The sequence below is a fragment of the Bradyrhizobium sp. BLXBL-01 genome (genome assembly GCF_051853025.1).
Classification (GTDB): Bacteria; Pseudomonadota; Alphaproteobacteria; order Rhizobiales; family Xanthobacteraceae; genus Bradyrhizobium.
Genome location: NZ_CP182471.1, coordinates 4,133,701 through 4,148,135 on the forward strand (window position 1 = coordinate 4,133,701; position 14,435 = coordinate 4,148,135).

General features: G+C 64.6%; 14 protein-coding genes. 8 read left to right on the top strand and 6 right to left on the bottom strand.

Translation table 11 applies throughout. The annotated features are described in order from the left end of the window. Position 1: 1 nt before the first annotated feature. Positions 2-1,846, bottom strand: coding sequence for an extracellular solute-binding protein (locus tag ACNJYA_RS19210; RefSeq protein ID WP_439367493.1), 1,845 nt, complete (start codon positions 1,844-1,846; stop codon positions 2-4). A 260-nt stretch (positions 1,847-2,106) separates the two neighbouring features. Between ACNJYA_RS19210 and ACNJYA_RS19215 the strand changes: the two genes are divergently transcribed. Next, positions 2,107-2,934 (top strand): invasion associated locus B family protein, encoded by an 828-nt coding sequence (locus ACNJYA_RS19215; protein WP_439367399.1) that lies wholly within the window; start codon positions 2,107-2,109, stop codon positions 2,932-2,934. Positions 2,935-3,008: 74 nt separating this feature from the next. On the opposite strand, the gene hspQ is transcribed toward ACNJYA_RS19215, so the two are convergent. Next, positions 3,009-3,341 (bottom strand): heat shock protein HspQ, encoded by a 333-nt coding sequence (hspQ, locus tag ACNJYA_RS19220; protein WP_008564941.1) that lies wholly within the window; start codon positions 3,339-3,341, stop codon positions 3,009-3,011. Between the two features lie 106 nt (positions 3,342-3,447). Here hspQ and ACNJYA_RS19225 point away from each other — a divergent pair, with 106 nt between their 5' ends. Next, positions 3,448-4,401: an AEC family transporter gene (locus ACNJYA_RS19225; RefSeq protein WP_172783764.1), complete on the top strand. Its 954-nt coding sequence runs from the start codon at positions 3,448-3,450 to the stop codon at positions 4,399-4,401. A gap of 22 nt (positions 4,402-4,423) precedes the next feature. Here the strand turns inward: ACNJYA_RS19225 and ACNJYA_RS19230 are convergent, their stop codons facing one another. Next, a complete protein-coding gene (locus tag ACNJYA_RS19230; RefSeq protein ID WP_439367400.1) occupies positions 4,424-5,608 on the bottom strand; it encodes a UbiH/UbiF family hydroxylase in 1,185 nt (394 codons plus the stop codon). Between the two features lie 87 nt (positions 5,609-5,695). Here ACNJYA_RS19230 and pcsA point away from each other — a divergent pair, with 87 nt between their 5' ends. The 3 genes from pcsA (at position 5,696) to ACNJYA_RS19245 (ending at position 8,256) form a co-directional block, all read left to right on the top strand. Continuing rightward, entirely contained in the window at positions 5,696-6,475 is a 780-nt protein-coding gene (gene pcsA, locus ACNJYA_RS19235; protein ID WP_172783766.1) for a phosphatidylcholine synthase, read from the top strand. Further along, positions 6,472-7,206, top strand: coding sequence for a TerC family protein (locus ACNJYA_RS19240; RefSeq protein WP_439400547.1), 735 nt, complete (start codon positions 6,472-6,474; stop codon positions 7,204-7,206). The genes pcsA and ACNJYA_RS19240 overlap by 4 nt, the downstream gene beginning before the upstream one ends. 75 nt (positions 7,207-7,281) lie before the next feature. Beyond that, complete coding sequence (locus ACNJYA_RS19245; RefSeq protein WP_439367401.1) at positions 7,282-8,256, top strand: quinone oxidoreductase family protein; 975 nt, start codon at positions 7,282-7,284, stop codon at positions 8,254-8,256. 115 nt (positions 8,257-8,371) lie between these two features. Here the strand turns inward: ACNJYA_RS19245 and ACNJYA_RS19250 are convergent, their stop codons facing one another. Further along, complete coding sequence (locus tag ACNJYA_RS19250; RefSeq protein WP_439400548.1) at positions 8,372-9,562, bottom strand: acetylornithine transaminase; 1,191 nt, start codon at positions 9,560-9,562, stop codon at positions 8,372-8,374. A 377-nt stretch (positions 9,563-9,939) separates the two neighbouring features. Further along, positions 9,940-10,893 carry a tetratricopeptide repeat protein gene (locus ACNJYA_RS19255; RefSeq protein ID WP_439400549.1) on the bottom strand — a complete coding sequence of 318 codons (954 nt, stop codon included), beginning with the start codon at positions 10,891-10,893 and terminating at the stop codon, positions 9,940-9,942. A 123-nt stretch (positions 10,894-11,016) separates the two neighbouring features. Between ACNJYA_RS19255 and ACNJYA_RS19260 the strand changes: the two genes are divergently transcribed. The 3 genes from ACNJYA_RS19260 (at position 11,017) to ACNJYA_RS19270 (ending at position 12,894) form a co-directional block, all read left to right on the top strand. After that, positions 11,017-11,964: a hypothetical protein gene (locus tag ACNJYA_RS19260; protein WP_260379205.1), complete on the top strand. Its 948-nt coding sequence runs from the start codon at positions 11,017-11,019 to the stop codon at positions 11,962-11,964. 170 nt (positions 11,965-12,134) lie between these two features. After that, a complete protein-coding gene (locus tag ACNJYA_RS19265; RefSeq protein WP_212257116.1) occupies positions 12,135-12,566 on the top strand; it encodes a MerR family transcriptional regulator in 432 nt (143 codons plus the stop codon). Beyond that, on the top strand, positions 12,499-12,894 hold the full coding sequence (locus ACNJYA_RS19270) for a carboxymuconolactone decarboxylase family protein (protein WP_212257115.1): 396 nt from the start codon (positions 12,499-12,501) through the stop codon (positions 12,892-12,894). The genes ACNJYA_RS19265 and ACNJYA_RS19270 overlap by 68 nt, the downstream gene beginning before the upstream one ends. 98 nt (positions 12,895-12,992) lie before the next feature. On the opposite strand, the gene rimO is transcribed toward ACNJYA_RS19270, so the two are convergent. Continuing rightward, the gene (gene rimO / locus ACNJYA_RS19275; protein WP_439400550.1) at positions 12,993-14,312 is read right to left on the bottom strand and encodes a 30S ribosomal protein S12 methylthiotransferase RimO; all 1,320 of its coding nucleotides are present in this window, start codon (positions 14,310-14,312) and stop codon (positions 12,993-12,995) included. Positions 14,313-14,435: the final 123 nt, after the last annotated feature.

A 14,435-nucleotide genomic window follows, 5' to 3' on the forward strand; every position in this document is an offset into this window, starting at 1 on the left:
GTCACTTCGCTTGATGAGCTTGCGGCTGCCCCTTCGACCACCAGGTCTCCGGCAAATAGCCCGAGAGCGAGGTGGTCTTGGGCCGTTCTATCCGATTCCAGCGCGCGATCCATTGCTCCGATACGTTAAACAGCGGGATTGTGTAGACGCCCGCGATCAGGACGCGGTCGAGCGCGCGCACCGCCGAAACGAAATCCGTATGTTCACGGGCCTCGAGCAGGGCGGCGATCATGGCATCGACGGCAGGATCCCTGGCGCCCATGTAGTTGCGGGTGCCCGGATTGTCCGCGGCCGCGCTGCCCCAATAGAAATACTGCTCGTTGCCGGGCGACAGCGACTGGTCCCAGCGGTTCTGGATCATGTCGAACTCAAAGGCGAGCCGGCGCTGGTCAAATTGCACGGGATCGACCGAGCGCACGCTGGCCTCGATGCCGGCGCGCCTGAGGTCGCGCTGGAAGGCGAGCGCGATGCGCTCCTGGTCGCGCGTCGTGACCATGATCTCGAAGGTGAAGGGGGCCTTGGTCGCGCGGTTGCGCAGCGCGGTGCCGTCGAGATCGTAGCCGGCCTCAGACAGCAGCTTCAGCGCGGCGCGCAGCGTGGTGCGGTCGCGGCCTGATCCGTCGGTGACCGGCAGGCGGTAGCTGCCCTCGAGGATGTCGGGCGGGATCTGCGCCGCGAACGGTTTGAGCAGCTCGCGCTCGCGCGCATCGGCAGGCCTGCCATAGGCCGACAACTCCGAGCCGGCGAAATAGCCGGCCTCGCGCGAATAGAGCCCGAAGAAATAGCTGCGGTTGACCAGCTCGAAATCGAACAGCAGCGTCAGGGCCTGCCGCACGCGGATGTCGGCGAAGATCGGACGGCGGGTGTTGAACACCAGGAATTCGGACGGCTGCGGCATGCCGGGCTTGACGGTGTCGCGGATCACCTCGCCGCTTCTGGCGGCCGGAAAGTCATAGCCGTCGTGCCAGCGCAAGGGCTCGTGCTCGACGCGGAAATCGTAGAGGCCGCGTTTGAATGCCTCGAACTGGCCGTTCGCCTCGCGAAAATAGTCGAGCCTGATCTCGTCGAAATTGTAGAGCCCGCGATTGATGGCGAGGTCGCGGCCCCAATAATCGGGATTGCGCGTGAGCGTCACGCTGGCGCCCGGCTTCACCGCCGTGACCCGATAGGGGCCCGAGCCGAGCGGCGCCGTCAGCGTCGTTTCCTCGAAGGTCGCGACGTCGATCGCGTGCTTGGGCAGGATCGGCATCAGGCCGAGAATCAGCGGCAGCTCGCGGTCGTTGGCGCCGGTTAAGTCGAATCGGACGGTGAGAGGATCGGGCGCTTCCGCCTTCGCAACCTTGCTGTAATACTGCCGGTGATTGGGACGGCCGCGGTCGCGCAGCAGCAGCCAGGAGAACAGCACGTCCTCGGCGGTGACCGGCTTGCCGTCGGAGAAGCGGGCGCGGGGATCGAGACGGAAGGTGACGAAGCTTCGCTCGTCATTGGTTTCGACCGTCCTGGCGAGCAGGCCGTAAAGCGTGAACGGCTCGTCCTGCCCGCGCGCCAGCAGGCTCTCGACCACGTAGTTGCGGACCGGCTGCACCGCCAATCCCCTGACGATGAAGGGATTGAGGCTGTCGAAGGTGCCGAGAATACCCCAGGTCAGGCGGCCGCCCCTGGGGGCATCGGGGTTGGCATAGGGCATGTGGCTGAAATCGGCAGGCTTCGCCGGCTTGCCGTGCATGGCGATCGCATGGGCCTCCTCGGCCGCGGCGGCGCCGGCCGACAGCACCCCGCCAAGCGCAAGGGCAAGCGCACAGAGGCGGAGGCCGGGGCCCTCGAAGAGGCGCTGGAACATGAACATCGGCACACGGTGATTCGAGGACCGGCGGGCCCGAATCTTATCACAGGGAATTTGATGGGGCTTTTGCACCAGACCGGCCAAAGACGCTTGTCGGCATTGATCTTTTCGTCGGCCACGTTAAGAAGGCACCCAATCGCGCAAGAGCGTCGAGCCCGTCACTTATCCGCCTCAATTGACGGGAAGAGAGCCGCGCCCAAGGCGGCCAGGTTCGGCGCTTCGGAGCGGTTCGGGCACTTCCCGTTCAGAAAGGGTTTTCCGCAATGAATTTCCGTTACTTGGCCGCGTCCGTCCGGCCGCGCGGGCGGCTTCTCGCCCTGTTGACGGCGACGGCGTTGGCCGTTCCGTTTGCCGCCGAGGCCCAGACCCCTGCGCCGGCCCCCGGCGCACCCGTTGCGCCCAAGGCCTCCCCGGCCCCGGCTCCGAAGGCGGCTCCCAAGGCAGCTCCCAAGGCTCCGGCGCCCGCAGCATCCCCGCAGGCTCCCGCGCAGCAAGGCGCCCCGCAGCAGGGCGCAGCCCAGCCCGCCGATCAGCAGATCCAGCTGATCTATGCGCCCTGGACCAAGTTCTGCCTCAAGGGCCAGGACGCCAATGCCAAGCAGGTCTGCTTCACCGGCAAGGACGGCCGCATCGAATCGGGCCAGCCGGTCATCGCGGCCGTGATCATCGAGCCGGAAGGCGAGCCGAAGAAGATCCTGCGCGTGACGCTGCCGCTCGGCATGCAGCTCGTCCACGGCACCCGCATCATCGTCGACAGCAACGCGCCGCTGCAGCAGCCCTATGTGATCTGCTTCCAGAACGGCTGCATGTCCGACTATGAGGCCACGCCCGAGCTCATCAACAACATGAAGAAGGGTCAGAATCTCGTTGTCCAGGCGATCAACGCCAACGGCGCGCCGCTGACCTTGCCGCTGCCGCTCACCGGCGAATTCCAGAAGGCCTATGACGGTCCGCCGACCGATCCGAAGGTGTTCGAGGAAACCCAGAAGAAGCTCCAGGAAGAGCTTCAGAAGAAGGCCGACGAGCAGCGCAAGAAGCTCGAGCAGCAGGGTGGTGGCGCGCCCGGCGCGGCTCCGACTGGTCAGAAGTAATCGGGAGCAAATCCCGGACGTGAAAAAGGCGCTCGGTTCGAGCGCCTTTTTTGCTGGCCGCCGATCGGCGACGATCAGTTCAGCGACGGATTGCGCGGACGATAGCCGCCGGCCTTGTCCTTGATGAAGATCTCCGCAACCTGGGAATGCCGGACCGGCTCGCCGGAATCATCCGGCAACAGGTTCTGCTCAGAGACATAGGCGACGTATTCGGATTCAGCGTTCTCCGCGAGCAGGTGGTAGAACGGCTGGTCCTTGTGGGGCCGCACCTCCTCGGGAATCGACAGCCACCACTCCTCGGTGTTGTTGAATTCCGGATCGATGTCGAAGATCACCCCCCGGAACGAGAAGATCCGGTGGCGAACGACCTGTCCGATCTGGAATTTGGCGGTCCGCGCTTTAATCATTCCCCGTCGATAGACCAGGATTGTGGCCGATGCTAGTGCCCTTAGCCGGAATTAACCTTCGTTTCCGGGACGGATAGCCCCCAAGCCTTCAGAAAAAACTTCAGCAATGGTCGATATCCTCAATCTGGCGCTACCTTATTTCGGCTTGATCTTCGTCGGTTTCGCCTGCGGCAAGGTCAAGTCCATCCCGGAATCGGGGCTCGCCTGGATGAACTTCTTCCTGCTCTACGTGTCGCTGCCGGCGCTGCTGTTTGCGATCATGTCGAAGACGCCGTTTTCGGAATTGAACAATCCGCCGTTCCTGGTGGCGACGACGCTGTCGACGGTTGCGGCATTCACGCTGGCGCTGGTTGTCGGCAAGCTCTTCGGACGGCTGACGCTGCGCGAAGCGACGCTTGCGGGCCTCTCCGGCGGCTACGGCAATATCGGCTACATGGGCCCGGGCCTCGCGCTCGCGGTGCTCGGGCCGAAGGCGGCCGCGCCGACCGCGCTGATCTTCTGCTGCGACAGCATCTTCCTGTTCACGATCGTGCCGCTCTTGATCGAGCTGTCCGACCGCGACCATCCCTCGTTCGTCCACGCCTTCGGCGTCGTGCTCAAGCAGATCGTGCTCAATCCGCTGATCATGTCAGCGTGCTTCGGCGCGGCGGTGGCCGCATTGCATATCGAGCTGCCGGTCGCGCTCGACCGCACCATCACATTCCTGCAGAACGCGGCCGCGCCGACCGCGCTGTTCGTGCTCGGCGTGACCGTGGCGCTCCGTCCGTTCGATCGGGTGCCGTGGGAGGTGCCGGGCGTGATCGCGGTCAAGTTGCTGATCCATCCGCTCGCGGCGTTCGCCCTGATGCTGGCGTTCGGCCCGTTCGCGCAGCCCTGGGCCGCCACCGCCGTGCTGATGGCCTCGCTGCCGCCGGCGCTCAACGTGTTCGTCATCGCCCGGCAGAACGATGCCTGGATCGAATCCGCCTCCGTCGCAGTGCTGCTTGGCACCTTCGCGTCGGTGGTCACGCTGACCAGCGTGATGTGGGCGATCCAGACGGGACGGCTGGCGTTTCCGTAAGCGGGCTTGGCCGCCGCCAATCCTACCGCCGCCAGGTCGGCGTCAGGCCTTCGCGCATCGCAAAGCGCCGGAGCGGGCCGATGGCGCCGAGGAGGTGCATGCCGACTGCGCGGACGGGCTGGAGCGGCAGGAAGTCGTTGAGCAAGGAGCGGTTGGCGATGTCGATCGCAAAGGTGCGGCTCAAGATGTCCGGCCGGCGGGCGCGATCATAGCGCTTGAGCACGTCGTCCGCGCCGGGATCCCGTCCCGCGGCGATGGCATCGCCCGCGAGCCGGGCGATATCCGCGGCATCGCGCAGGCCGAGATTGAGGCCCTGCGCGCCGATCGGCGGCACCACATGGGCGGCTTCGCCGACCAGCGCGATACGGTCGCGACCGAAGGATTTCGGACGCTCGATCGCGAGCGGGAACAGGTTGCGCCCGGGCTCGACATTCGTGCGTCCCAGGATCGAATGCGACTGCTTCTCGATCTCCGCCGACAGCTCCTCGTCGCTCAGGCCGCGCAGCCGTTCGGCCTCTGCTGGCGCCGAAACCCAGACGATGCTCGAACGGTCGCCGGGCAGAGGCACGAACACGCAAGGCCCGTGCGGCGTGTGGAACTCGGTCGAGACATTGCGGTGGGGCCTGCTATGACCGACGTTGAAGGTCAGCGCGGTCTGGCTCAGCTCGCGCCGCGTCACCTCGATGCCGGCGGCCTCGCGGCACAGCGAGTGCCGGCCGTCGGCGCCGACCACGAGGCGAGCCGAGAGAAACTGTCCGGACGCCGTGCGCAATGCGACGTCGTCGGCTTCGATGACCACGCTTTCGGCCTCGTCGTCGAAGCGGACCAGATTGGGCAGCTCGGCCGCGCGCGCTTCCAGCGCCAGCATCAGCGAGCGGTTGTCGATGTTGTAGCCGAACGCGTCGAGGCCGATTTCGTGACAGGAGAAGCGCACCTCCGGCGCGCGGAACAGCCGGCCGGTGTCGTCGACGAGGCGCATGACTTCCAGCGCAGCAGCCTTGTCCCGGCAGCGCGACCAGACGTCGAGGCTTTCCAATAGATCGATGGAGGCACCGAGCAATGCGGTGGTGCGATTGTCGGCATAGGGAACGCGGCGCGCCACCAGTGCGGTCCGGGCACCCGCCTGCGCCAGGGCGATCGCCGCGGCAAGTCCGGCCGGTCCACCGCCGACCACGGCCGCGTCATGGAGTGTCGATGCATCTGTCATGGAGCGACATTTGACACGCCGGGCGGCAAATTCAAGCCCACCTATATTTCCCTGATTTTATGGCGAATTGTGCGATCGTGCGCCGCAATGGCGGATGTGCAAACCGGTCGCATTCTGATAGCAGAAGCCATGGATATTCAGCAGGATTCCCTGAAGCCGAGACCGGCGATCCGCGCCGCGGCCTTCTCCGTGCACATCTTCACCGCGTTCGGCGCGGCGATCGCGCTCCTGGCGATGCTGGAGGCCGTGCGCGAGCACTGGGCGGCGATGTTTCAATGGCTGGGCGTCGCGCTGATCATCGATGCGGTCGACGGGCCGATCGCGCGCCGGCTCGACGTCAAGAACGTGCAGCCCAACTGGTCGGGTGACGTGCTCGATCTCGTGGTCGACTTCGTCACCTATGTGTTCGTGCCGGCCTATGCGATCGTCGCCAGCGGCATGTTGCTGCCGGTCGCGGCTCCCTTGCTGGGCATTGCCATCATCGTCACCAGCGCGTTGTATTTCGCCGACCAGCGCATGAAGGCCGACGACAATCATTTCCGCGGCTTCCCGGCGCTGTGGAATGCGGCCGCGTTCTATCTGTTCCTGCTGCATTGGCCGCCGCTGTGGGCGACGCTGCTGGTCGCCGCGCTGGTCGTGCTGACGTTCGTGCCGTTCCATGTGCTGCATCCGGTCCGCGTCGTCCGGCTGCGCTGGCTGACGATGTCGCTGATCGCGATCTGGGCGGTGCTCGCCTTCTACACGCTGCAGATGGATTTTCGCGTCGGCGCCGGGGTGACCCTCGTGCTCTGCGCCATCGCGCTCTGGATCAGCTTCAGCGACGCCTTGATCCGCCTGGCAAGATCCCTGGCGAGATCCTTGGTGTGATGCACCTGTTGACCAGCCCGGAAGCCTGGGCCGCGCTGCTCACCTTGACGGCGCTCGAGATCGTGCTCGGGATCGACAACGTCATCTTCATCTCGGTGATCGTCGCACGCATCCCCAAGCAGCAGGCGCATCGCGCCCGCCAGATCGGGCTGGCGCTGGCGCTGGTCTTCCGCATCATCCTGCTCAGCGTGCTGGTCTGGCTGATCGGCCTGACCGCACCGGTGTTTTCGTTTGCGGGGTTCGACTTCTCCTGGCGCGACCTGATCCTGATCGGCGGTGGACTGTTCCTGATCGCCAAGGCGACGCACGAGATTCACGGCGAGGTCGAAGCCGATGAGGGCGAGGGCGAGGAGAGGTCCGCGGGCAACGCCTTCTTCTGGGTGATCGTCCAGATCGTGATCATCGACATCGTGTTCTCGCTGGACTCGATCATCACCGCGATCGGCATGGCCCAGGACATCGAGATCATGGTCGCGGCAGTCGTGATCGCCTGCCTGATCATGTACATTTCGTCGGGGCCGGTGTCGCGATTCGTCGCGGAGCATCCGACCACCAAGATGCTGGCACTGGCCTTCCTGGTGCTGATCGGCGTCGCGCTGGTCGCGGACGGATTCCACTTCCACATTCCGCGCGGCTACATCTATTTCGCAATTGCGTTCTCGGCGGCGGTGGAGTTCTTCAACGTGCTGGCCAAGCGCAACCGCAAGAAGGCGAGCAAGCCGTCGGTCTAGCCGGTCTTGCGGGCGTCGAGTTGACAAGGCGGGCGCGATGGCTTTCGCTCAGCCGCAAGAAGAGGAGGTCAGGTGATGACCAAAGCCATCCGTGTGCACAAGGTCGGAGGCCCCGAAGCCCTGGTCTATGAGAGCGTCGATGTGCCGGCGCCCGGGCCGGGCGAGGTGCGCATCCGCCAGCATGCGGTGGGCCTCAACTTCATCGACGTCTATTACCGCACCGGCCTCTACAAGGCGCCGGGATTGCCCTTCATCGCCGGCAACGAGGCTTCGGGCGAGGTTGTCGCGGTCGGGCCTGGCGTTACGCATTTTCATCCCGGCGACCGCGTTGCCTACTACCACAATCTCGGCGCCTATACCGGCGAGCGCAACCTGCCCTGGGAGAAGCTGGTCAAGCTGCCCGATCACATCACCTACGAGCAGGGCGCCGTGCTGATGTTGAAGGGGCTGACGGTCTGGTACCTGCTGCACAAGACCTTCAAGGTCGAGCCGCATCATCGCGTGCTGGTCCATGCCGCCGCCGGCGGCATCGGCCTGCTCGCCTGCCAATGGGCGAGGGCGCTCGGCGCGCATGTCATCGGCACGGTCGGCTCGCGCGAGAAGGCCGAGCTTGCGGAGGCCAATGGCTGCGATCACGTCATCCTCTACAACGAGGAGGATTTCGTCGCGCGCGTGAAGCAGATCAGCCGCAACGAGGGCTGCGACGTCGTCTATGACGGCGTCGGCAAGGCGACGTTCCCGGGCTCGCTCTCCTGCCTGAAGCCGCGCGGCATGTTCGTCTCGTTCGGCAATGCCTCGGGCCCCGTGCCGCCGTTCGCGATCGCCGAGCTCAACAATCACGGCTCGCTGTTCGCGACGCGGCCGAAGCTCAACGATTATGTCGGCACGCGCAAGGAACTGCTCGAAGGCGCCGACACGCTGTTCGCCGCGGTCATCAACGGCAAGCTGCACGTGCCGATCAACCACGCCTACGCGCTCAAGGACGCCGCCAAGGCGCATATCGATCTCGAAAGCCGCAAGACCACGGGCGCGTCGATCTTGAAGCCGTAGCTCTTTCGGAATCGACGGTTTCGTAGGGTGGGCAAAGGCGCGGAGCGCCGTGCCCACCATTTTTCTTTGCGGTGAGAAATGGTGGGCACGCTTCGCTTTGCCCACCTTACGGCACCTACGCCACCCGTCTTGCCGCGCCAGCCTTGGTCAAGATCGCGTCGAGACATTCGATCATCTCGGCGATCTCGCTCTTCGTGACGTTCAGCGCCGGCATGAAGCGCAAGCTGTCGACTTGCGGGGCGTTGAGCAGCACGCCGGCCTCGAACGCCTGCGCGACGATGCCCGGTGCGATCGGCAGCTTGAGATCGAGCGCGAGCAACAGGCCGCGTCCCCGGACGCCGCCGAGCCCATGCCGGGCCGAGACCTTCTGCAGCTCGCTTTCGAGCAGGAGGCCGGTCTCGGTGACCGCCTTCAGGAAGTCGGGCTTATTGACCTCCTCGAGCACCGCAAGCCCTGCCGCGCACATGATCGGATTGCCGTTGAACGTGCCGCCCTGATCGCCATGCTCGAAGCATGACGCGCGTTCGGTCGCGAGCAGGGCGGCGAGCGGCACGCCGCCGCCGATGCCCTTGCCGAGCGTCATGATGTCGGGCGCGATGCCTGTATGCTCGTAGTGGAAGAGCTTTCCGGTCCGGCCCATGCCGGTCTGGATCTCGTCGAAGATGAGCAAGAGGCCATGCGCCTCGGTCAGCGCGCGCAGCTGCTGCAGGAACCGATCGGACGCAGGCCATACGCCGGATTCCCCCTGGATCGGCTCGAGCATCACGGCGACGGTGTTGGCGTTGATCAGCTTTTCCACCGAGGCGATGTCGTTCAGCTTCGCCTTCTTGAAGCCTGATACTTTCGGCTCGAACAGCGGCTCGAACGCCTTCTTGCCCGAGGCCGACATCGTCGCCAACGTTCTTCCGTGGAAGCCACCTTCGAAGCTGATGATCTCGAACGCGCCGCCTTTGTGCAGGCTGCCATATTTGCGCGCGAGCTTGATCGCACCCTCATTGGCTTCCGCGCCGGAATTGGCGAAGAGCACTTGATCGAAGGCACTGTTCTCGACCAGCGCCTGCGCAAGCTTGAGGCTCGGCTCGTTGTAGAAGGCCGGGCTCGGCGTCAGCAGCCGCCTGGCTTGAGCGGCGAGCGCATCGGCGATCGCGGGCGGGGAGTGGCCGAGGCAGTTCACGGCCCAGCCCTGCACGAAATCGAGATAGCGCTTGCGGCCGTCGTCCCAGAGGTAGGAGCCGGCGCCGCGGACGAACACGGCCTTGGGCCGTGCGGTGATGTCCATCAGCGCGTCATACGGATGCGTGGTCATGTCGTACTCCTCTGGAGGCGGGTGGAAAAAGGGGCGCAAAAAGCAGAAAGGCCGCACCTTGCGGGTGCGGCCTTTCTCGAAAACTGGCTGAATTCAGTGGTTCAGCGGCGTCCTCGGACATGGCGCACCCTCTCGTCGTCGCGGGAGCGACGGCGGAGCATTTCGGTGCGCTGGTTGGTCCGAGCGTTGATCATGGGGCGCGTCCGTACAGCCGAACGGCAGGACTTGTCAAGCAGGCTTTTGCAAGATGCTCGCCGAGCGTGCATCGCTCAGGTCGGGTGCGCGGCTTCCTCGGCCTCGTCGTCGCCCCAATCCGCATCCGCAATCGCGGTGACCCCTGCGTGAATGCATTATAGTGTCACATTCCTGCGTGACGCTTACTCGACGCCGTAATGCGAGAACACATCGGCGATGCCGGCGTTGATTGCCTTGGCGGCCGCGATGTCGCGCTCGGCGCCGTCACTGTCACCCTTCTTGCGCTTCGCCAGTCCGCGGCCGTAGAGCGAGCCATCGAGTCCCGGCTTGATGCTCAGCGCGGCATCGTAGTCGGCAATCGCCGCGTCGATGTTGCCGAGCTTGAGATGGGCGAGGGCGCGGCTGTCCAGCGTCTCGGCATCGTTGGGAGCCATCTTCAGCGACTGTTCGCAATCGGCCAGCGCCTCTTGCAGGCGGCCGACGATCGCGCGGGTGAAGCAGCGCGAATTGAACACGTCCGCACGGTTCGCATTCGCTCTGATTGAGCGGTCGTAATCGTCGAGCGCCAGCGCATAATCGTGCGTATCGAAATACATGTTCGCGCGCGCATAGAAGTCGCGGTCGTTGTTCGGACTGAGATCGATCGATCTGGCGAAATCGGCCAGCGCTCGGGGGCGGTCGCCGCGGTCGCGATAGATGCGGGCGCGGTTGCCGTAGGCTGGCCCGTAGTTCGGGTCGAACTTGATCGACAGATCGAAGTCCGCAAGTGCTCTCGCATCGTCGCCGTGGTTGCTGAAGGCGGTGCCGCGATTGTACAGGAGGTCGGGATCCCTGGCATCGAGGTCGATGGCGCGGCTGAAGTCGGCCACGGCGCGCTCGGCCTCGCCACGTCGCCGAAACATTTCGCCGCGATTGGCGAGCGCATGCACATCGTCTGGATTGGCCTTGAGCAGGGCCGAGCAGCCGGCGAAGCGCCGCTCGTCGCTGCCTCCGCCATCGTCGGCGAAGCACCACTGGCGGGCCTGCGCGGGCGATGGCGATCGCGCGTTGGCGGGGGCCGGCAGCGCGAGCAGGGCCATCGTCAGGACGATTGCGGACAGCTTGAGGAAAATCCCTGACGTTTCATCGTGTTTCATTGTTTCCTGCGTCGAAACCATTGCGCCTCTAGCGTGTTTGTGATCGAAGGACGCGACTTGGTTCGAACCGAATGCACCACCGCCCAGACCAAGAAGGCGGGACCAACCAGATAGCTCAAAGCCTTGTCCGATACGCCCTATCCGATCGACCTCGACAGCATCCGCGGCGCGTTTCCGCCTGGCATCGAGGCGCCGCCGCTGCTGGTCGACTTTGCGGCCTGGCTCAAGGGGCGTCCCTGGGGCAGCGTCGGCTGCTTCTCGCTGCAGGGCCAATTCTCGGATTCCGCGCCGATCGTCGACGGCAGTCCCTTGCGCGAAAGGTTTTCGCTGTTCATGCGGCTGCCGGACGGCTCGGCCGTCGGCGGCTGGTATGGCGCCGGCCTTGACCGTGACAACCCGCCGATCGTCGGACTGGGATCCGAGGGCGATTACGAATTGCTGGCGCCAAGCCTCGACGGGCTGCTTGCCAAGCTGACGTCGCAAGCTTTCGACAAGGCCTGGCGCGATCTCAAGCCGCACGACGAGGTCGAGTGCCAGACCGTCGAGCTGGCGCAATGGCTCGCCGAACGGCCGACGGGCGAGGCGGCTGCGCCGGACGAGGATGCATCGGAGCTGCCCGACTTCCGCGGCTTCATGGAAAAATGGAGCCGGGACCGCGAGGACTATTGGGCTAACCATCGCATGATGGCCGAACTCGGCTGGCGGCTGGCTGCCCATCTGCCCAAGGGCAAGAATGCCTGGGATAATACGCGTTTCGAGGTCGCGATCGTCGGCAAGCAATACCAGGCGCGAATCCTCAAGCAGGGGGCGCAGCCGTTCGAGGAAGCCACATCGATCGAATCTCTGCTGCGCGAGCTGCGCGAACAGATGTGGAAGGCTCAGCCTGAGCTCGGGTTATGGTATGCGATGAGGTTCGGACTCTACGCCGATGGTCGCGTCATGCCGAGCTTCGAATACGATGCGCGCCCGACAGTCGCCGGCGAACCTGCGAAATTGTCCGAGGCTCAGGCCGATCTCGCCCGCGCTCCGCGCCCGGAGCGCTGGGTGCCGAAATGGCTGACGGAATCCTGAAGCTCGGGATCCGAGTGTTATTGTGCCCAGCCGGCGCCCCGAAATCTTCTCCTGTCGTGCCATGCCGACCTCGCAGGAATGGCACCTTTCGATCTCGATTGCGATCCCCCTTGACTTAGAGTGCGCTCGAAGGGGTATCTGTACGTGCGTCAGTACGAGAACGGGCACACATGAAGATCGGCGATCTCGCAAAGCGAACCGGCCTGTCGGCTCACACGTTGCGCTATTACGAGCGCATCGGGCTGCTGCCATACGCAGACCGGGATCGTTCCGGCCAGCGTGACTTTGACGCGTCGATCCTCACATGGATCACATTCATCGGTCGGCTCAAGACCACGGGAATGCCGATCCGGGACATGTTGCGCTATGCGGCGCTTCGTGATGAAGGCGAAGCCACCGGGGCAGCCCGACGGCAGATGCTGGAAATCCACCGGGAACGGGTTCGCACGCAGCTTGCCGAACTCAGGGAATGCCTGCTCGTCCTTGATACCAAGATCGCCGGCTATGCCAGCGATGAACAGAGGACGAAGAAAAATGACGCACGCCCAAACACAGGCCGAAAGCCGCTTCGATCGAGGCCAGCGGGCCCTGTCGCGCATTGACGGCAGAGCCGGCGAGAAGGTGGTCGCCTCACTCGCCGACATCGCTCCGGATTTCGCACGATACGTGATCGAGTTTCCCTTCGGCGACATTTACAGCCGCCCGGACCTCGGGCTGCGCGATCGGGAGATCGCAACGATCGCCGCGCTGACGGCGCTCGGAAATGCCGCGCCTCAGCTCAAAGTGCACATCGAGGCGGGCCTGAACGTCGGGCTGTCTCGCGACGAGATCGTGGAGATCATCATGCAGATGGCCGTCTATGCGGGCTTCCCGGCGGCTGTGAACGGGCTGTTCGCAGCCAAGGAGGTGTTTTCCGCGCGTGAGGCCTGACTGCATCCCTATCGTCATTGCGAGCGTAGCGAAGCAATCCAGACTGTCTCCGCGGAGGGATTCTGGATTGCTTCGCTGCGCTCGCAATGACGGAAGCGTCAGAACCCCGCGACGCTGCCGTGCAAGTCGTACTGATCCGCCCGCTCGATTTTCGCGGTGACGATCTCGCCGACACGGAGCGGGCGGCGGCTGGAGAGATAGACGGCACCGTCGATCTCGGGCGCATCGGCCTTGGAGCGGCCCTTCGCTACGGTCGGACCAACCTCGTCGATGATGATCTGCTGGCGCGTGCCGACCTTGCGCTTCAGCCGGCGCGCCGAGATCTTCTGCTGCCGGACCATCAGCGCGTTGTAGCGCTCCTGCTTGACCTCTTCGGGGACGGGATTCTCGATCGCGTTCGAGGTGGCGCCGGCGACCGGCTCGTATTTGAAGCAGCCAACGCGGTCGATCTCGGCCTCATCGAGCCAGTCCAGCAGATAGGTGAAGTCGGCATCGGTCTCGCCGGGGAAGCCGACGATGAAGGTCGAGCGCAAGGCGAGATCGGGACATTGCTCGCGCCAGCGCTTGATCCGCGCCAGCGTCTTGTCCTGCGCGGCCGGACGCTTCATCGCCTTCAGCACCTCGGGGCTCGCATGCTGGAACGGGATGTCGAGATAGGGCAGCACCTTGCCCTCGTTCATCAGCGCGATGACCTCGTCGACATGCGGGTAGGGATAAACATATTGCAGCCGGACCCAGGCTCCCAACTCGCCGAGCTCGCGCGCGAGGTCGAGAAATTTGGCGCGGACCTGGCGGTCCTTCCATGGGCTCTCGGCGTATTTCAGATCGACGCCGTAGGCCGAGGTGTCCTGCGAGATCACCAGCAGCTCCTTGACGCCGGCGCCGACCAGCCGCTCGGCCTCGCGCAGCACGTCGTTGGCGGGGCGCGAGACCAGGTCGCCGCGTAGCTTCGGAATGATGCAGAAGGTGCAGCGGTTGTTGCAGCCCTCGGAGATCTTCAGATAGGCGTAGTGGCGCGGCGTCAGCTTGATGCCCTGCGGCGGCACCAGGTCGAGATGGGGATTGTGCGCCGGCGGCAGTGCGCGGTGCACGGCGTCTAGCACACTCTCGTACTGCTGCGGGCCGGTGATGGAGAGCACGCCCGGATAGGCCTGCTCGATAGCTTCCGGTTCCGCGCCCATGCAACCCGTTACGATCACCCTGCCGTTCTCGGCCATGGCCTCGCCGATCGCCGAGAGCGATTCCTGCTTGGCGCTGTCGAGGAAGCCGCAGGTGTTGACGATGACGATGTCCGCCCCGTCATGCTTGCGGGCGAGTTCGTAGCCCTCCGCGCGCAGGCGCGTAATGATGCGCTCGGAATCCACCAAGGCCTTGGGGCAGCCGAGTGACGTGAATGAAATGCGCGGCGCTCTGTCCATGTAATCGCCTGGAGCCTATCTGAATTGTCTGGATTTGCGATCCAAGTAATTGAACCGATGGCGAAATTCAATAACTAACGTATGCGGCGCGCTGCTAAAGCAGTCCTCGCGCGTATTTGGCGT